The sequence below is a fragment of the Vibrio sp. ABH4_348 genome (genome assembly GCF_056159765.1).
This window is the reverse complement of record NZ_JBSWVW010000001.1, coordinates 2,305,988-2,324,932: the sequence shown is the minus strand read 5'-3', so window position 1 is coordinate 2,324,932 and position 18,945 is coordinate 2,305,988. Positions and strand designations below refer to the sequence as shown.

18 protein-coding genes are annotated in these 18,945 nt (G+C 43.4%); 14 read left to right on the top strand and 4 right to left on the bottom strand.

Annotated elements, in window-relative coordinates; all coding sequences use genetic code 11:
- The first annotated feature begins 54 nt into the window (after positions 1-54).
- The gene (gene fusA, locus ACXAFJ_RS10640; protein ID WP_475323312.1) at positions 55-2,142 is read left to right on the top strand and encodes an elongation factor G; all 2,088 of its coding nucleotides are present in this window, start codon (positions 55-57) and stop codon (positions 2,140-2,142) included.
- Positions 2,143-2,454: 312 nt separating this feature from the next.
- On the opposite strand, the gene ACXAFJ_RS10635 is transcribed toward fusA, so the two are convergent.
- Together ACXAFJ_RS10635 and ACXAFJ_RS10630 are read right to left on the bottom strand one after the other, a co-directional pair.
- Positions 2,455-3,396, bottom strand: a complete 942-nt coding sequence (locus tag ACXAFJ_RS10635) for a LysR substrate-binding domain-containing protein (protein ID WP_475323310.1) — start codon at positions 3,394-3,396, stop codon at positions 2,455-2,457.
- A 353-nt stretch (positions 3,397-3,749) separates the two neighbouring features.
- Positions 3,750-4,703, bottom strand: a complete 954-nt coding sequence (locus ACXAFJ_RS10630) for a LysR substrate-binding domain-containing protein (RefSeq protein ID WP_475323309.1) — start codon at positions 4,701-4,703, stop codon at positions 3,750-3,752.
- A 112-nt stretch (positions 4,704-4,815) separates the two neighbouring features.
- Here ACXAFJ_RS10630 and ACXAFJ_RS10625 point away from each other — a divergent pair, with 112 nt between their 5' ends.
- Complete coding sequence (locus tag ACXAFJ_RS10625) at positions 4,816-5,034, top strand: hypothetical protein (RefSeq protein WP_475323308.1); 219 nt, start codon at positions 4,816-4,818, stop codon at positions 5,032-5,034.
- Positions 5,035-5,131: 97 nt separating this feature from the next.
- Here ACXAFJ_RS10625 and ACXAFJ_RS10620 read toward each other — a convergent pair whose 3' ends face one another.
- Positions 5,132-6,814 (bottom strand): AMP-binding protein, encoded by a 1,683-nt coding sequence (locus ACXAFJ_RS10620; RefSeq protein WP_475323306.1) that lies wholly within the window; start codon positions 6,812-6,814, stop codon positions 5,132-5,134.
- Positions 6,815-6,885: 71 nt separating this feature from the next.
- Positions 6,886-7,725 (bottom strand): helix-turn-helix domain-containing protein, encoded by an 840-nt coding sequence (locus ACXAFJ_RS10615; protein ID WP_475323305.1) that lies wholly within the window; start codon positions 7,723-7,725, stop codon positions 6,886-6,888.
- A gap of 568 nt (positions 7,726-8,293) precedes the next feature.
- Here ACXAFJ_RS10615 and ACXAFJ_RS10610 point away from each other — a divergent pair.
- The 12 genes from ACXAFJ_RS10610 (at position 8,294) to ACXAFJ_RS10555 (ending at position 18,933) form a co-directional block, all read left to right on the top strand.
- On the top strand, positions 8,294-8,458 hold the full coding sequence (locus ACXAFJ_RS10610; protein WP_475323304.1) for a Flp family type IVb pilin: 165 nt from the start codon (positions 8,294-8,296) through the stop codon (positions 8,456-8,458).
- A gap of 111 nt (positions 8,459-8,569) precedes the next feature.
- Positions 8,570-8,734, top strand: a complete 165-nt coding sequence (locus ACXAFJ_RS10605) for a Flp family type IVb pilin (protein ID WP_475323302.1) — start codon at positions 8,570-8,572, stop codon at positions 8,732-8,734.
- Positions 8,735-8,744: 10 nt separating this feature from the next.
- Positions 8,745-9,260: an A24 family peptidase gene (locus ACXAFJ_RS10600; protein WP_475323301.1), complete on the top strand. Its 516-nt coding sequence runs from the start codon at positions 8,745-8,747 to the stop codon at positions 9,258-9,260.
- A 42-nt stretch (positions 9,261-9,302) separates the two neighbouring features.
- Positions 9,303-10,637: a P-loop NTPase family protein gene (locus ACXAFJ_RS10595; RefSeq protein ID WP_475323299.1), complete on the top strand. Its 1,335-nt coding sequence runs from the start codon at positions 9,303-9,305 to the stop codon at positions 10,635-10,637.
- The gene (cpaB, locus tag ACXAFJ_RS10590; protein ID WP_475323298.1) at positions 10,634-11,383 is read left to right on the top strand and encodes a Flp pilus assembly protein CpaB; all 750 of its coding nucleotides are present in this window, start codon (positions 10,634-10,636) and stop codon (positions 11,381-11,383) included. Before ACXAFJ_RS10595 ends, cpaB begins: the two co-directional genes overlap by 4 nt.
- A gap of 58 nt (positions 11,384-11,441) precedes the next feature.
- Positions 11,442-12,905, top strand: coding sequence for a type II and III secretion system protein family protein (locus tag ACXAFJ_RS10585; protein WP_475324111.1), 1,464 nt, complete (start codon positions 11,442-11,444; stop codon positions 12,903-12,905).
- Between the two features lie 9 nt (positions 12,906-12,914).
- Positions 12,915-13,181, top strand: coding sequence for a hypothetical protein (locus ACXAFJ_RS10580; protein ID WP_475323297.1), 267 nt, complete (start codon positions 12,915-12,917; stop codon positions 13,179-13,181).
- Between the two features lie 191 nt (positions 13,182-13,372).
- Positions 13,373-13,846 (top strand): TadE/TadG family type IV pilus assembly protein, encoded by a 474-nt coding sequence (locus tag ACXAFJ_RS10575; RefSeq protein ID WP_475323295.1) that lies wholly within the window; start codon positions 13,373-13,375, stop codon positions 13,844-13,846.
- Positions 13,847-13,848: 2 nt separating this feature from the next.
- Entirely contained in the window at positions 13,849-14,400 is a 552-nt protein-coding gene (locus ACXAFJ_RS10570) for a TadE/TadG family type IV pilus assembly protein (protein ID WP_475323294.1), read from the top strand.
- Positions 14,401-14,411: 11 nt separating this feature from the next.
- Positions 14,412-15,821, top strand: a complete 1,410-nt coding sequence (locus ACXAFJ_RS10565) for a vWA domain-containing protein (protein ID WP_475323293.1) — start codon at positions 14,412-14,414, stop codon at positions 15,819-15,821.
- A 368-nt stretch (positions 15,822-16,189) separates the two neighbouring features.
- Entirely contained in the window at positions 16,190-17,419 is a 1,230-nt protein-coding gene (locus tag ACXAFJ_RS10560; protein WP_475323291.1) for a CpaE/TadZ family protein, read from the top strand.
- Between the two features lie 38 nt (positions 17,420-17,457).
- The gene (locus ACXAFJ_RS10555) at positions 17,458-18,933 is read left to right on the top strand and encodes a CpaF family protein (protein WP_475323290.1); all 1,476 of its coding nucleotides are present in this window, start codon (positions 17,458-17,460) and stop codon (positions 18,931-18,933) included.
- The last annotated feature ends 12 nt before the right edge of the window (positions 18,934-18,945 follow it).

Sequence of the window (18,945 nt, the reverse complement as noted above, 5' to 3'; positions counted from 1 at the left end):
ACAGATTGTGATATACTCTGCGCGCAATTTATACCTTATAAACAGAGTAAGACAATGGCAGATTTATCAAAGTACAGAAACATTGGTATTTTCGCGCACGTTGATGCGGGTAAAACTACCACCACTGAGCGTATCCTAAAGCTTACTGGTAAAATCCACAAAACTGGTGAAGTACACGACGGTGAGTCTACAACTGACTTCATGGAGCAGGAAGCTGAGCGTGGTATTACCATCCAGTCTGCAGCGGTAACTTGTGAGTGGAAAAACCACCGCCTAAACGTTATCGATACTCCTGGACACGTTGACTTCACAGTAGAAGTATACCGTTCTCTAAAAGTGCTGGACGGTGGTGTCGGTGTATTCTGTGGTTCTGGTGGTGTTGAGCCTCAGTCAGAGACTAACTGGCGTTACGCGAACGACTCAGAAGTAGCTCGTTTGATCTTCGTAAACAAACTAGACCGTATGGGTGCTGACTTCTTCAACGTTGTTGACCAAGTTAAGAACGTTCTTGGCGCTAACCCACTAGTAATGACTCTGCCAATCGGTCGTGAAGACGATTTCGTTGGTGTTGTAGACGTACTAAACCGTCAAGCTTACGTTTGGGATGACACTGGTCTACCTGAAAACTACGAAATTAAAGATATCCCAGCGGATATGGTTGATGACGTTGAAGCTTACCGTGAAGAGCTAGTTGAGACTGCTGTAGAGCAAGACGACGACCTAATGGAAGCTTACATGGAAGGTGAAGAGCCGACTATCGAGCAGCTAAAAGCTTGTATCCGTAAGGGTACTCGTGACCTAGCATTCTTCCCAACATTCTGTGGTTCTGCGTTCAAGAACAAAGGTATGCAACTTGTTCTTGATGCTGTTGTTGACTACCTACCAGCTCCAGCTGAAGTTGATCCTCAGCCACTAACTGATCCAGAAACTGGTGAGCCAACTGGCGAAGTTGCTACTGTATCTCCAGATGAGCCTCTAAAAGCGCTAGCATTCAAGATCATGGATGACCGTTTTGGTGCTCTAACGTTCGTACGTATCTACTCTGGCCGTCTGAAGAAGGGTGACACTATCCTTAACTCAGCAACGGGTAAGACTGAGCGTATCGGTCGTATGTGTGAGATGCAAGCTGATGAGCGTAACGAACTTACTGAAGCGCAAGCTGGTGACATCATCGCTATCGTTGGTATGAAGAACGTTCAAACTGGTCACACTCTATGTGATCCTAAGCACGAATGTACTCTTGAAGCTATGATCTTCCCAGAACCAGTAATCTCTATCGCTGTAACTCCTAAGGACAAAGGCGGTTCAGAGAAGATGGGTATCGCTATCGGTAAGATGGTTGCAGAAGATCCATCTTTCCAAGTTGAGACTGACGAAGAGTCTGGCGAAACTATCCTGAAAGGTATGGGTGAACTTCACCTAGACATCAAGGTAGATATCCTTAAGCGTACTTACGGCGTTGAGCTTGAAGTAGGTGCTCCACAGGTAGCTTACCGTGAAACTATCACTCAAGCAGTTGAAGATAGCTACACGCACAAGAAGCAGTCTGGTGGTTCTGGTCAGTTCGGTAAGATCGACTACCGCATCCGCCCAGGTGAGCCAAACTCTGGCTTCACGTTCTCTTCAACAGTTGTTGGTGGTAATGTACCTAAAGAATTCTGGCCTGCAGTTGAGAAAGGTTTCGCATCTATGATGGAAACTGGTGTTCTAGCTGGCTTCCCAACTCTAGACGTAGAAGTTGAACTATTCGACGGTGGTTTCCACGCAGTTGACTCTTCAGCTATCGCTTACGAAATCGCTGCTAAAGGTGCATTCCGTCAATCTATGCCTAAAGCGGGTGCACAACTTCTTGAGCCAATCATGAACGTTGACGTATTCACTCCAGAAGACAACGTTGGTGACGTAATCGGTGACCTTAACCGTCGTCGCGGCATGATCAAAGACCAGCAAGCTGGTACTACTGGTGTTCGTATTAAAGCTGACGTTCCTCTATCAGAAATGTTTGGCTACATCGGTCACCTACGTACTATCACTTCTGGCCGTGGTCAGTTCTCTATGGAATTTGGTCAATACGCACCATGTCCACAGAACGTTGCTGAGCAAGTTATCGCTGAAGTTAAAGAGCGCGAAGCTAAGAAGTAATTACCTTTAGGTAGTTTAATTTAGCTTAAGAAAAACCCCTCGATTGCTCGAGGGGTTTTTGTTTGGGTAAACTTTTACATTGTTCACCTTGGTCCATTTTTTATCACAGCCACTTTCTCCATTATGTTGGAGAGGGAAAATGAGCATCTAATACTTCCATATCCAACGGGTATCGCTCTTGAAAGAGCGTCACTTCATTACTAATCCAATGATTAAACTGCTGAACCTTTTTGTATTTAAAGTATCCAGAAGGGGTACATAAATTGAGTTCTAATTTTGGTATAACCGCTTGATTATCTGTCCGATCTAGCTTTATTTATCGAGTTCAGAGACATGCTGGCAGCCAACAAGTTTTTCAAAATCTGGAATATGTTGTTGATACTCGGCAATTTGCTTGCCCAACCAAGCTTCAAAACGCTGTACTTTTGGGCGTTGAAAATGGTGGCTAGGGGCACATAGGTAATACTGAAAACTGGGTCTGATCGCCATGTCACCAATTCGAACAAGAGCGCCTTTTTCAATATATCGATACGCGAGGGAGTGTTTGACTAGACCAACCCCTTGCATCATAAGAACCGCCTCTAAAACAAAGTGCGATCCACTATAGCTAATTGGAGAAAGTGTTTGCGAGCTTCCTTCCGCATTTAACCAAGTATCCCACTTAACATCAGGCCAACTATCTTCGATCAAATCGGCATGCAGCAAGTCATCAATGGTTTCGACTTGATGTAGCTCTTGGTACATAGGGTGACATGCCGGATAGAGTATTTCTTCCATCAAAGGACGCGCTTCGATACCATCATATTTTCCTTTGCCATATCGAATCGATAAATCGATATCATCATTATCAAAGTTCACTATATCGTTACTTGGATCTATCAATAACGAAAGGTCAGAATTATCTTCCCTGAACTGCTGAATTCGTGGAACTAGCCAGTGTTGAGCAAACGAAGGCAGAGTTGAAATCGCCAATTGATGAGGGTTTTTATCTTGCTGCATGGCTTTGACACCTAATTCAATATGTTCAAAACCTTGTTGTAGATGGTGCAGTAACTTATGCCCATCTTGCGTGAGTTCGACAGAGCGATATTGACGTGAGAAAAGAGTGACGGCCAGTTGCTCTTCTAGCAGGCGAATTTGCTGACTAATCGCTGCTGGAGTAACGAATAATCGTTGTGCGGCTTTTTTAAAACTCAAAGTATTGGCTGCTACATAGAAATAGTACAAGCCTTGCAGGTTGGTTAGTCTTTCCATCGGTTAAGTTTTCCTTAACTTATCGTTAGAATGCATCGTTTGAGAGCGTAATCGAATTACCTGATGATGACCACATTAACGATTATGTTTATGGGGTGTAAGCGATGGAAAAGCAAAACGAATTCAGTAATTTGAATGTCAGATCTATACTTGGGATTAGAAACCCCTTTCTAATTACAAAGATTTTCGGTGTATTTGGTAAATTTTTGCTAAGTGATAAAGCAAAGCGGTATCAAGTCGATGACTTGTCTGAGCATCTAACTTCCGACTTAGTTGAAGAGAGATGGGAAAGTAAGTGAGTTAAGCACTACTTTCCCCAATGCGAGCTGGATTGAGTTATCTAAATAGAATCGTTAAGCGATTTTTATAACGTCTGCGCAAGAGCGCTGTACAGTGAACTCTTGCATTTCTTGATACAACCAGTCTGAAAATACTTTGATCCGATCTCGGCGTGGTGAATTGGGATCTACCATGACATAAAAGTCGAGGCCCGGTGATAAACCAATATCAAATGGTTTCACCAATAACCCTCGCTCAGTGTACTCCGATGCCAAGATATCACTGGCTAAACATACACCATGACCTGCTACTACAGTACTAAGCGCCATATCAAAGGTCTGCACTTCCATCCACTGCACTGTCTGCTCTGGGCAGACGGTGCCTGATTGCTCAAACCACAGAGTCCAAGGAAAAGCGTGATGCGGATAATGAATTAACCAGCAATCGAGTAACCGGGAAGGATCGTCGGCAAACTTCATCGATTCGGCCAGTTCAGGGGAGCAGTATGGATATATTGGCTCACTAAGTAGCGGAGTAACGATCGCACCCGGCTCAACAATCGACTTAGTATTAAAGTAGACATCACTTTGGTAGATGATTAAATCAACTTCGCCGTGCTTTAACCTAGGTGAATCACACGTTGTTTCAACACGAATCGGGATGTTTGGGTATTTGACACTAAATTTCCAAAGCTTAGGCAACAACCAACGCGAAGCAAATGAAGGCGGAGCTTGCACCGTTAGTAGTCCATCCATGGGTTCGTTGGATATTTGGTTGAGGCCTGTAATCACTTCCTCAAACCCTTTTGAAACCTGTTTAAAGAGTGTTTTTCCTTTATCGGTCAATTGCATATCTCTTCCTTTTCGAACAAAGAGTTTGCAATCAAGTGCTTCTTCCAATTGACGAATTTTTTGACTTACCGCTGCTTGGCTAATAAACAGCTCTTCCGCTGCACGGCTATAACTACTCAGTCGCGCTGCCGCCTCGAAATATCGTAATGCCGATAAGTGTCTTAATCTGTTATCCATAACTTTAACTTATAGTTGTTGTTAATTTTGATCGCTCGTCATGAAGATAACTATATCTAATAATTGTTGTCAACAAAGAGAGAACATTCCAATAACAATTAGGAGAAAGACCATGAGATTAGCGATGCATGTAGGGTTTGATATTCAATTTGGTGAGTTTGTCAGTCGAGTCAATCGTGTTTTAAGTGTTAACACCAATAAAAACAAAGATTTTAGCTCAAATCAAACGTCAGATATTCAAGACATAGAGTCGGTCAGCAAGTTTATACAGCTAGATGTTGGGATCGATTTGCCGAGCCAGTCACAGGTTAACTACAACAAATTTCTATAATGCTAGATTATACATTCTGTAAGCTGAACTTATAATAAAGCCAATTCAATGTTGTTTTGAATTGGCTCATATCGATTATATTAAGCACTATCTGAGCTTATATCTTATCTTCCCAGCGAACCAACTGATCTTTGGGCCAGTTAACTCCAATTTCATGATAACGATTTTCTAGTTCATGCCGTTTAATCTTCAATGTCGGCGTCAACACACCGGATTCAATTGACCAATCTTCGCGAGCAATTAGTGCCCCTTTGATTTGTTCATGAGACTCTAGTTGGTTGTTTAACTGTTCAATAGTTCGAACCACCGACCGTTGATACCGCTCTCTATCAAAATCGTGAAAGTCGGGTGGAACGATTAACATTATGGGGGCAGGCATACCAAGTCCAACAAGACAGATCATTTCCGCTTTGCAGTTATCGAGGAACTGCTTTTCTATGGGAACGGGCGCGACAAACTTCCCTTTTGCCGTTTTAAAGGTATCTTTTATTCTTCCGCGCAGTGTTAAGTAACCTTCTTTATCAATAGAACCAATGTCACCTGTGTGTAGCCAACCATCTTTATCAAAACATTCATTCGTTGCTTGATCATTGTTGTAGTAACCAGCAAACAGTCCTTCTCCTCTAATGAGCACTTCTTCTTCATCAGATAACTTCATTTCAATACCGGGACCAGCCAAGCCGACCGTACCTATTTTGTCAGCTCTAAATGGATAGTTGAGCGTACTGTACGCATAAGTCTCGGTCATTCCCCAAGCTTCGGTAATATTGAGCCCAACACTGTGATACCACCTAAGTAGATTAGGGGACACTGGAGCAGAGCCGCATCCAAGGACACGAGCTTGATCTAACCCCAACCCCTTGGCAATTTTCTTTTTTATCAAGCCATTAAGGAGAGGGATCTTTAGTAATATCGACAGTTTGCGCTGTGGCAGTTTCTCTTGAATGCGTTGCTGAAAGACAGTCCACAACCTAGGAACAGAAATAAACAAGGTGGGTTGATGCGCTTTCACATCATCAATAAAGGTATCCAGCGACTCTGGAAAAGCCGTCATAACACCGCCGGAAATGGACGAGCCAAAGATATAAACACGTTCAGTAATATGTGCCAAAGGAAGGTAGGAAAACAGCCGATCTTTGGCACTAAAGCCAATGAAGTTCGTTAACCGATTGACTGACCAATTAAATGCCCCATAAGTCAACATGGCACCTTTGGGAACACCAGAGGTACCAGATGTGTACACCAAAGACATTAACTTGTTGTCATGATGCTGAGCACGTTCATCACTTGGTTCGTAATTAGACATAAAATCTAAATACTGATGTTGGCAGTTGGGGGCACTGGTATAAGGTAACGCTATGCTTAGGATATCTGGATGGTTGTTGATGACGGTTTGACAAGCCTGGCTATCATCGAGTTTTCCGGCAATAATTGCCTTACTACCACTGTGCTCCAAGCAATAGCTAATGGTGTCTTTTGATGCCGTGGGAAAAATAGGAACACTGATATAGTCACCCAACATCAATGCCAAATCGCAGATGAACCACTCAGCGCAGTTTTTTGAGACCAGAGCTACCTTATCTCCCGGTGCTAACCCCTTGTCTCGCAACGCACTCACTAAACACAAAGCATGGTTCTTCACATCTGTAAAAGTAAACTCGACGAACTGCCTATTTGTCATTTGTTTTAGATAGACGTCGTTTGGTCGTTCCTCTGCCCAGCGCAGGATCAGTTCATTAGGTGGTGGCAAAGTACACGTGGATTGGCTCATTTCCGACATAACAGGTTCCGAATGTTAAATTCTTGTTAATTCTAGCAGTGTCACTAAGAAACAACCAATTGGGTGACATTTTACTTGCCCGCTGAAAACGCTTCTCGGCTGTGGCGAAACGTCGCAGGCGTCATCCCGGTTTTCTTTTTGAAGATGCGGGAAAAGTACGACACGTCTTTGTATCCGCATTGAAAAGCGATGAACGCGATTTTGGTATTTTTTTCTTGAGTTAACATCTGCTTGGCGAGTTCAATACGCTTTTGCGTTAAATAGTCTCGAAAACTCATCCCGACGTGCTTGTGAAAGTACTTCGAAAAATACGTGACCGAATAGTGGCAGTAGTCCGCGATATCCTCTTCTCGTATCGTGTTCGCTAAGTTCTTTTCAATATGACGAATAATCTCGAGTAGATCTTTATTGGGCTTTCTCACCGATTTCTTTTCAGTGGCTGTATTGGTTTTGTCTGCATCTACATTTAGGACTTCAAGGTGGTTTTCGAGCTGATATCGGATATTGCTGTCGAGATCTTTGAGCCATAAGGTTGAGCTGATTTGATCAACGACTAATTGATCAAATATGACTTCTCGATAATCGGATAAATGTTCTAAATCGTCGTGTGAAATGAGAACCAGTTTTTTGTTGAGATTGATTGAGAGTCGATAGGCAGTAATGAATAGTGGGTGGTTAACTCTTGGGTCGTAGAAGAAAAAGCAAAAACGTATATTCGGCTCACTTATCACCGAAACATCATGGCCGTATTCTTGTAACTCAAAATACTGCTCGAACTGATAGTGCAGATCGCGAGGAATGTACGAGATCGATTTACCTAACCAGCAACCTTTAAAGCGCACATCCATAAACCCACCAAGGTGCCTTTGCGGCGTCAGGCTAAACTGCCAAACTTGTTTTGCACTAGGCACTTTAAAAACTATTGAGATCAAGTTTAGTTCAAATGTGGTGAATTCAATTTAATGTTGAGGAAGATAACTTGGGTATAGCTAAACAAGAGTCAAAAACGGTGGTTTTAATGCTCAAGTATTAGAGCGTTCAATTCGATCACTAGAGAATATTCTCTTCAAATTGGCTAAGTCTTTGTTATTCAATGAACGACAAACAAAGCAAGAGAAAATACGATTTAAATAGAACAAAAAGTGTGATCTTGATTCACGAAGTTGCTTATTAATAAAACTGTCAAGTATCAGTATTGAGAATATATAACTTAATTCTCTCTTAATGAGCAAGGTTTTTGTTTTGTCATTATATGTATCTAATAAATAAAAACTTATTTGTTGATCTTTAGTTTTTTTATGAGCTCAGACCAAAAATTTAAACCTTGGGTTTAACGTTTAACATTCGTTGATGAGTCATTTGCCACTAAAAAAATAGCAAAAAAGTGCCAGACATAGTTATAAAGCTACTAACTACTCGTCGCCTCAACTTGTAGATTAAATATTAAGCACGATGTGTTGCTGAGTAAGGAGACGAAACATGAACACTTTAATCAACAAAACTAAAGCATTTTTCCAAGACGAAGAAGGTCTAACCGTAGTTGAATACGTTGTCGGTGCAGGCTTACTTGTAGCGGGTTTGGCAGGGATTTTTGGCGCATTTAGTAGCGTGTTGGAAACTGAACTCGAGAGTGTGTTTGACTAAAGCATACTGAGCAACCCAAGAAAAAAATGAGATCCAGACTACGCTTGAAAGAGGTTGTGGAATTGCATTGAGGTAATTCCACGCTCTTTGTTCAAATGAGAGGGATTGAACATGAGTGTCTTATCAAGCATTTCTGAATTTTTTCTAGATGAAAGCGGACTCACTGTTGTCGAGTATGTTGTTGGTGCTGGAGCAATGGTTGCCGGATTCTCGGGGCTATTTATAGCCTTTCGCGGGATTTTCGAAGAGGAATTTTCGAGCCTCTTTAGCGATTAGGGCGTAGCGAGTGCTTGAATATCTCATTTGGTTTCTGTTTGTACTAGTTGCTGTTACCGATGCCCGTGAGCAGCGTATTCCGAATAGATACCTTTTGGCTATTTTGGCCATAAGCTTAGTACAGTACTTCCTCTCTGACGATGTCATCCATTATACAAGTATGGCTTTAATTGGTCTGGTTGTGATGTTTGCAGCGTCGCTGGTTTTTCATCTTGTTGGTGCAATGGCTCCTGGAGACGTGAAACTCCTTGGTGTGGTTGGTTTTGTGGCAGGGTGGGGTGAGCTACTGTCGGTCAGTATGTGGGTTGCGGTTGCAACTGTGATTGTCGGGGGGACTTTCATGGTTTACAGGTCGGCGAACAGTGACACCAGCTTTAAGCAAATACTTTTAACTTATAAGACGGCAGTCTTGTACGGAACAAAAAGCGCAAGGCTGACATTGGATTCGTCGAGCCAAAATCAACATATGCCTTTTGCACCTGTTGTAGTAATTGGACTGGCAATGCAGAGCTATTACGCCACCTGATGTTTAGGAGACGTAACACAGTATAACTACAAGGAGGCGCGAATGGTTGCACAAACCGCAGAGCGTCGACACAGAGAAGGTTTGAAGCCTCAAGCGGCTCCGCCAAAAGTTCCTACCTCGTTTCAAGAAACTGGGGTGCCTAGAGCTGTTCTTGAAAATCTATTGATCAAACACCTTGCTGCCTTTCCAAAGTCGGACATGCTGGCACTCACGCGTTCCATTTGCCTCAACAGTCATCTCATTGATGAAATGCTTGCCACTCTACGAGCGAAAGCGCTAATCGAAGTTCATCAAGTATCAGCGTCTAGCGATGCAGGCCATGTTGGCTATGCATTATCTGAACTGGGAGCTAAAGCGGCAGATGCGGCTTTTGTAAAAGACGCATATTTAGGTCCAGCTCCCGTTTCCCTTACCGATTACGATCAAATGATAAAAGCGCAAGATGTTCGAGCTCATAAGGTCACTCGACCTGATGTGGAGTTTGCGCTTAGTGATGTATTGGGAGCTAGCAGAATGACCTCAGTATTGGGGCCGGCAATTAACTCGGGTCGAGCTCTTTTACTTTATGGTGATGCTGGTACAGGTAAAACATTTGTCGCGACTCGTTTGCTGAACTCGCTCAACACTTCTGTCTATGTACCTTATGCCGTGTATGCCGCTGGCAATATTATAAAAGTGTTCTCTGGGCAGCATCACAAAAAGGTGCCAGAGGCATTAAATACCAGCCTCGCGTTTAAAGAGCAATATGATAAGCGATGGGCACTATGTGAGCGCCCCAGTATTCAAGTGGGTGGTGAGTTGACTATGGACATGCTGGAAGTCAATCACTCTGAGCACAACAAGGTCTGGATGGCACCCCTGCAAATGATGGCAAATAACGGCATCTTTATTATCGACGACTTAGGGCGTCAGCCAATGCCAGTCGATACCCTGTTAAATCGTTGGATTGTTCCGATGGAATACTTCTATGATTATTTGTCATTACCAAACGGCCAACAAATTACAATTCCATTTATTCTTACTCTCGCGTTTTCATCAAACCTAGACCCTGAAAAAATCAGCGACCCTGCTTTCTTGCGGCGGCTTGGTTACAAAATTGAATTTCACCCATTGCTGAAGGACGAATACCTCAGCCTTTGGACCTTGTTTTCTGAAGCTCGCCAAATAGAAGTGAGCACGCAAGCCATTGACTTACTTTTAGAGTTGCATAAGCAACATAACGTCGGTTTTTATCCCTGTTTGCCAAAAGACATAGTGGGAATTTCAAGAGATATCATTGTATTTGAGGAATGTGCCCCTGTGATTACTCCTGAAATTGTTGAGAGAGCATGGCAGGTTTACTTTACATCTGATGGTAAAGGAGGAGGACGTCGATGAGTCGAAATCAAATCATACTGTTGTTCCTTCTATCCGTGATTTTTGGTCTTGGGGCTGTATTTTTTGCCAAGCAATGGATGGATAGGCAAGTCGCGCCACAAGTTGAAATGGAAGTAATCGAGAGAGAACCCATTTTAATTGCGGCGACAGAAATACCAGCAGGCACGACCATAGAATCAAAACACCTATCGTCCAAATTGTTAGAGAAGTCATGGCGTAACGACAATCAATATGTGGACGAAAGTGAATTAATCGGCAAGGTTGTGGCCAACACCATTTTTGATGGTGAAATACTGAACAAGCAGCGACTCAATGTCATTGGAGAGGGGTCTGCGCTTGCGTCACTTATACCTGATAACAAACGCGCTGTAACGATCCGGGTTAACGATGTGATTGGCGTCGCGGGCTTCCTTCTCCCGGGGAACCGCGTCGATATTCTCAACACGGTTCGCTACAGCGAAACGAATGTCAGAACCAGTACGGTTCTTAAAGACATTAAAGTACTGGCTGTTGACCAGACTGCTCGAAGTTCAGAAAGCAAACCCATTGTGGTGAGAGCAGTAACTCTAGAAGTCTCGCCCAAAGACGCAGAGAAGTTACTGACTGCGCGCAGTAAAGGCGAGATTCAATTAACGTTGCGCAACCCCCATGAAGAAGAAAAAACAGTCGTTCGTCGCCCTGTAGTTAGGCCCAGTGTCACTATTTTAAAAGGGACTGAATCTTCAAGAATTCAGGTAAAGGAATAACGTCATGACACAAGTAAGAATTTGTTTTATTTATTGTTCAAGGTTAACTCGTTTCGCGATGACACTTTTCGCATCATTAATCATCTGTGCGCATTCAAACTTTGTATACGCTGCTACTCAATCCACCAATATCGTTAAAGTCCCTCAACATAAATCGACCCAAGTTAACTTGGCGGGCAAGGCGAACCGTGTATCTCTTGGTGACCCTGAGGTTTTGGATATCGTCATATTAAAGTCAGACGAAGTTTTCTTAATCGGCAAAAAGCTGGGTACGACTAATTTGATGGCGTGGGACAGCAGAGGTCAGCTCATTGAGTCAATTAGCATTGAAGTAACTCACGACCTGAATGGTTTGAAAGCTAAGCTCTTTGAGTTTTTACCCAGTGAAAACATTGAAGTGCACAGTGCTCAAAGTCGACTGCTTTTATCTGGTCAAGTCAGTTCTAAGGCTGCAATGAATACGGCGCTTCGTATTGCTGAAACCTACACCGCTGGTGAATCAGCCGATGCGGCTAACGAATCTCTTAGCTCGCAGACTCAGCAATCGGGGGTAGTAAACTTACTTACTATTGGTGGAGCCCAGCAAGTGATGCTCGAAGTCACTGTAGCGGAAGTTCAACGAAGTTTAGTGCGTCGTTTCGACTCCAATTTTCACTTTTTTGAAACTGGTGGGAATTTCTCTTGGGGGGGCACTTCATCAGGCGGCTCTATTGGTAGCGTGAACGGAAGTATCGCTCCTATTTTTACTGCGCCATCTATTTCCGAAACTGGATTGCTCGGCACTTTCATAGACTCAGATACCTTGTTTGCATTTGCATTGGATGTCGCCAAAGAAACGGGCGCGGCGCAAGTGTTAGCTGAACCCAACTTGACAGCGCTTAGTGGTGCCAAAGCAGAATTTTTGGCTGGTGGAGAATTCCCTATCCCAGTACCAACTCGAGATGGAATAACGATTCAATACAAAGAATATGGTGTTGGACTCAAATTTATTCCGACGATTGTTACCGATAAACAAATCAATCTAAATATGGCGGTAGACGTGAGTGAAATAGCGAATACCACTTCATTGACACTATCCCCGGGTTCGACAAATGGTACCTATGTGATCCCACCGATTACACGTAGAAGTGCGTCGTCAACATTAGAGCTGGCAGACGGACAAACCATAGGGATCGCTGGGCTACTCAGTGAAAATGTGCGCGATTTAGTCGAGAAGGTTCCCGGCTTTAGCGACGTGCCCATCCTCGGCCAACTATTTAATAGTCAGTCTTATGTATCAGGCGAAACTGAGTTGGTCATTTTAGTCACGCCAAGGCTGGTGAAACCTATCGATCGCAGCAAAATACGATTACCGACCGACGCTTTTGTAAAACCTAATGACTATGAATATTACTTGTTGGGCAAAGGTGCTTACATTGCATCGCCGTCGATGCCGATTGAAACAGCAGAAATTGCCAATCAAGGACAGCGTTTCTTTGAGTCTCCTGGTGGAACAGAAGGCGCATTTGGCCATAGTTTGTAGGAGACAGACATGAGATTACTAACGATTTTGTTGTCTTTTATTGGAATGATAAGCCTAACAGGGTGCGCGGAAAAAGAGCCGCTAGAGCTCGGTTATTACGCCAACTCGCTTAAAAAAGCACAGGTTTTCAATCCAGAAGCGAGTGACCAGAACTTAAATGTTCTTCCGGTTGCCAGTGGAGAAAGAATGGAGACTAGTTATCAAACTTACACGGGTAAGTCGACGGATACATTGACAGGCTCAGATAGCCAAATACTCGAAAGTATTGCGGACTAAACCATGGTTAGTGCGATGGAAGTCATCGGTGGGTAAGAGCTTTTTTGCTCTGAATGAGAAATGTGAGTAGCGAAAGCAAGCACATTGTAGTGAGTGACAGATTACTGGAGAGGTGAGTTGAGATGTTTAAGCAACTGCATCGCGAAAGTGGACTCCTTACGTCGTTGAGACAAAAGGCGTCAGGAAAAAATGTGTACAAGTCAAAATCAAAATTCGGTACGCGAAAGCGACAAAAAGGGACTGCCATTATCGAATTTTCGATTGTTGCTTTAGCGTTTTTATTGACCCTATTTACGATTTTGGATGTCGCTGTCATTGGTTATGTGAAGCTGACAATGCAGCATGCAGTTAGAGAAGGTGCTCGTTACGCTATTACTGGCAGAACAGATTTAGACCCTGATGGTAACGCGAGTCGTGAAGCTGCAATTATGCACGTTATATCTGAGGCTTCGAATGGTTATTTTGACAAAGTAACCGGCGTTGACGAAATGCGTGTTGAAGATATGGAAGGGAACAATGTGATCGGTTTCGGTGGCTCTGGAGACATGATTGCGATACACATTGATTGCGAGTGGGACATTATTAGTCCATTTATGTATGCCATTTCTGATGATGGAAAATACAACTTCACGGTTAGTGCCGCGATGAGAAACGAGGCCTTCTAATCATGATAACGCGCAACCAACCAACCAAAAAGTCTCAACGCGGTACAGCTGCCATCGAGTTTTCAATTATCTTGCCTTTGCTTCTTTTAATCATCGCCGGGATCTATGAACTGACGCAATTGCTGCAAGCTAATCACGTTATTGTCAGCCTAAGTCGAGAAGGCGCTAACCTAATTTCTAGAAGTAGCACATCTAGTCCTGAACAAGTTATGGACATGATAGCCACCACTTCAGAACCAATAGATCTTGGTGACGACGGCATCATGTATATCAGTACTGTTGTGGGAAGAGAGGATGAAGACCCGTATTTGTTTACCCAACATCGTTGGTTAGATCATGGGTTTGATGCGAGTAGTTCAGTTTGGGACAACTGCCAAAATTGGAATGCCGACGGGAGTTGTGAGATTGATGACCCTCCAACTCTAGGGAACTTCCCCCTCTCTTTAGAAGCCGGAGAAAGCACGTATGTGGTTGAAGTTATTTACAACTACGAGCCTGCGTTCACCTTCTTTTTTGACGCCAACTTTGCCATCTCTGATGTGACGTATTTGTAGGGAGGCTGCAGATGAAAACGCCAAGTCAACACATTACAAAACTACTCAGAAAACGAAAGTCCTTTGGGTTTGTTGCGGTAGTTACTGTTCTGGCTATGCCGGTTGTATTAATGATCGCCGGACTTGCGATTGATTCTGGGCGAACGTATTTGGTTAAGTCTCGGTTGCTCGCTGCTGTCGATGCCGCGAGTATTGCTGCCGCTCGGGCAGTTGCTAACGGAGAGTCAGCTGCAACCGATGCGGCGAATCGATACTTCAACGTGAATTTCCCAAGTGATTTTCACGATGCAGTCCCGACTTTAGGCACGATTAATTACACCAATGATGACAATGGCAATATTTCCATCGATGTAAATGCGACAGCCGAAGTATCGAATACATTATTTCTTAGTTTATTCGGCTATCAAACCACGGAGATAGCGGTCAATGCGCAGTCAATAAGACGTCCGGTAGACATTGCCTTTGTCGTCGATAACACCACGTCTTTGAGGTACGGGTCAATTGGTGATGTAACTGAAGATGTTGTTGAGCGCTCGAAAGACTTTGTCAGTAACTTCCACGAAAGCTTCGATCGCGTAGCACTTGTTAAGTTTGCTTACGGTGCTGAAGTGCCTGTTCCTTTTGAGTCCACTAGGGGACATAGTCGCTCTGATTTGTTAACTGAGATTGACGCCTTTGATTTTGGTGGCAGCGGTAATGTGCAATATACCAATGCATCTGAAGGCATGTATCAAGCACTCGATGCCTTGCGCAATGTTGAAAACCCCGCAAGTTTAAAAGTCATAGTGTTTTTTACCGATGGTGCCCCTAATACTTTTGCATCAACGTTCGACTTACGTTTTACCAGCACAGATTACACAGGGTCTTTGCGTTCTGGAGATTCAACTAGCGGGGGAACACCTCGTGGTTTGTACAGGCATGACCAAATATCTCAAACACTTAGTTGGCCAGCTTGGAGAAGTTATGACATCGATGATTATCTGGCATCCCTACCAGATTTCTATACGGCGCATGATTCAGACGCAGAAGAATTCAAAGTACTCAATCCCGATCATCCGGTAAGACCAGTATCGCAGTATTACTATTACAGTCACAGTGCATCTGATCTATACCGAAGAGTAAACCGAGTAGCGCGTAACCTTGTTGAAGATATGGCTCAAGTGGCTCGTCAAGAAAACATTTACGTTTTTACGCTTGGTTTGGGCTCATCACTAACTTCGGCGACTGGACCTGATAGTGAGCAAGGACAAGACTTGCTGCTGAGAATGGCCAACGATCCGACCATGCTAGAAGACGCAGATCTGGCCGGGGATTTTGCGGCGAATGAGCTGCAAGGCGTTTATTGTCATGCCGTTGATGAATTTGCTTTAGGCCCGTGTTTTGATCAAATGCTAGATGTGATCATTCGTCTGACTCTGTGAATCTATCTGTCTTTTGATATCGAGTATTCGATTGGGACATAAAGACATTTGGTGTCAGGGTAATAGAGTGTGACTGAAAAAAGTAACGATACGAATGTACTGTTTGTTTCCCTCGAATAATGGTTTGAAACCGTTATTTCATTTAGCTAGAGAAGCAAATTTTATAATGGTTTTCTGAAAACCAAGTTAACTTTTCCTACACTTTTATTAGATATCTGCTGCTTTAAGAACGCGATTTAGCGGCTTTGATGTTGGCAAAGTTGATACCGCACGGCTGTAACCATTACAGACAGTGTCAAAGTTCAGGAGAGTTAAAAATCGAGCAATGCGCGCGCTCAGATTTTTGTTTTTGAAACTTAGGAGCCGGAATGGCCGAAGCTATCGAATACAACAATAATGACAATCAGCCTCTGCGTTTGAGGACGAACTTATCTATATGGGTTTTTTATTCGACAGACAGATTTCAACAGCATATTAGCGAAGAATTAATCAAAAGTAGAAGTATTACCTTTGAAACAATTTCGTTTCATAGCTTAGTCGTTGCCAATTTATCCCACTTTACCCCACCAGATATGATCTTTGTGGAAACAGGCCCTAATTGGGCACAAAAGATCATTGAACTTCAGGAGTATGAGGATCCTAGGGAGAATGAAAATCAAGTTGAAACAGCATTAATCGTTTTTGGTAATCAAAACGACAATGGTGCATTGCGAATCGCTCTCAAAATCGGTGCTGAAGACTTTGTTTCAGACAGCGCGAGTATTGAAAGTTTTTGGCCACTACTAAAAAGTCATGCAGATGAAAAAGTCGCAAGTCGTGAATACGGTGACGTGATTTTGTTTCTTAATACTAAAGGGGGAGCCGGTGCATCAATGTTAGCGGCAAACTGTGCCATAGAGATGGCGCAATCTCACCCGAATAAAGTGCTGCTCCTGGATCTCGATATCCAGTTTGGTGTCGGTGAAGATTACCTAAATCTATCCTCTCCCTACTGTTTGACCGATGCATTAGCCAATGTCAGTGATTTAGATGAAGTTTCGATGGGAAGCTTTGTCGCCAAACACGATTCGGGTTTGCATGTGCTTGGTTTTAAACATGAAAGTAATGCAGAAAATTACGACAAGGTGAAACACTTAGGGAAATTAATCCCATTACTGAGGGAATACTACACTTATATCGTGATCGACCTGTCGCGAGGGTTGGATAAGTTTATTACTCCTGTAGTGAGTCAGTCGACTAAAACGATGCTAGTAGTACAGCAAAATCTAGCATCGATTCGCAACACGACAAGAATCGCGAAAATACTGGCTTTTGAATATGGCGTTCATCGAGAAAACATTGAAATTGTCGTCAATCGTTATGAAAAGCGTCAGGCGATCAAAGTGAAAGACATAAAAGGAACAATTGGCGGAGTAAAAATTTACACCGTCCCTAATGACTACAAAACGGCGGTTGAAAGCGCCAACTTGGGTAACCCATTTGTGGTCAGTAAAAAAAACAGTGCCATTAGCAAAGCAGTTAAGTCGATAGCACGCACTCTCTTTGTTTATGAACAAGAGCAAGTTAGTTGGGTGAAACGCTTGTTTGGACGTTCGTAGCAAGAGTTTGACTTTTGGTTACGTAGGAGTAATGAAGGATGTTGTTTAAGAAAAAACATTCCAATCCAGAGTTACAAGAAAGACTTGAAGCGGTAGAGCAGCATGATGATAAAGAGGCTTCAAGTGAAGTAACTAATGTTGCTGGGTTAATAGACAAGGCTGAAGATTTAACAGAAGCTCAGAACAAAAAACGTTTAGAAGCTGAAGCTAAAGACAAGGCAATAGAGGACACAAAACGGCAGTTAGAACAAGAGGTTGATACCAAACACTATTACCATCAAAGATTGTTAGAAACCCTCGATTTGGGGTTGCTATCGAGTTTAGACCAAGACAGAGCAAAAGCAGATTTACACGAAGCGATTCTTCAATTAATGGCAGAAGATCAATCTCATGCTTTGAGCGCCGAGGGACGTAAACGCGTTATCCAACAAATCGAAGATGAGGTTTTTGGTTTAGGTCCGCTCGAACCTTTGCTTAATGATTCTACGGTGTCCGACATTTTGGTTAACGGCCCCAAAAGTGTGTTTGTAGAGCGGCGCGGCAAACTGGAAAAAACACCTTACACCTTTTTGGATAATCGCCACCTACGTAACATCATAGACCGCATCGTGAGTCAGGTTGGCCGTCGAATTGATGAAGCCTCACCGATGGTGGATGCACGCTTGGCTGACGGTTCGCGTGTTAACGCTATTATTCCGCCTCTGGCCCTCGATGGCGCTTCAGTTTCCATTCGTCGATTTGCTGTTGATAAGTTAACCATGGACAACTTACTGGGCTATAACTCGTTATCTCCCGAAATGGCTCAATTTGTGGAAGCCGCGGTGAAAGGCGAGCTTAACATTCTTATCGCGGGAGGTACCGGTTCAGGGAAAACCACCACGCTGAACATTTTTTCTGGCTTTATTCCTTCTGACGATCGAATCATTACTATTGAAGACTCCGCCGAGTTACAGCTACAACAACCTCACGTGGTTAGGTTAGAAACGCGTCCAGCAAATCTGGAAGGTAAAGGTGAAATCACGCAGCGTGATTTGGTGAAAAACTCATTGCGTATGCGACCTGACCGCATTGTATTGGGGGAGGTGCGTGGTAGTGAAGCCGTCGATATGTTAGCTGCGATGAACACAGGTCACGATGGCTCACTTGCTACTATTCACGCCAATACACCAAGGGATGCACTGTCTCGTGTCGAGAATATGTTTGCGATGGCCGGCTGGAATATTTCCACTAAAAACTTGCGTGCGCAAATAGCGTCTGCGATTCACTTGGTGGTGCAAATGGAGCGTCAAGAAGACGGCAAACGCCGTATGGTGAGTATTTCTGAAATCAACGGCATGGAAGGTGAAATTATCACTATGTCGGAGATTTTTAAGTTTCAACGTCAACGATTGGACGAAGATGGCAATGTTATTGGTTATTTTACCGCGACGGGGATAGTTCCGGCGTGTCATGACCAGCTTTCAAAACGCGGATTGCATATGCCATTTGAAATTTTCAACGAGACGTACCAGTAACGAGGAGGCTCT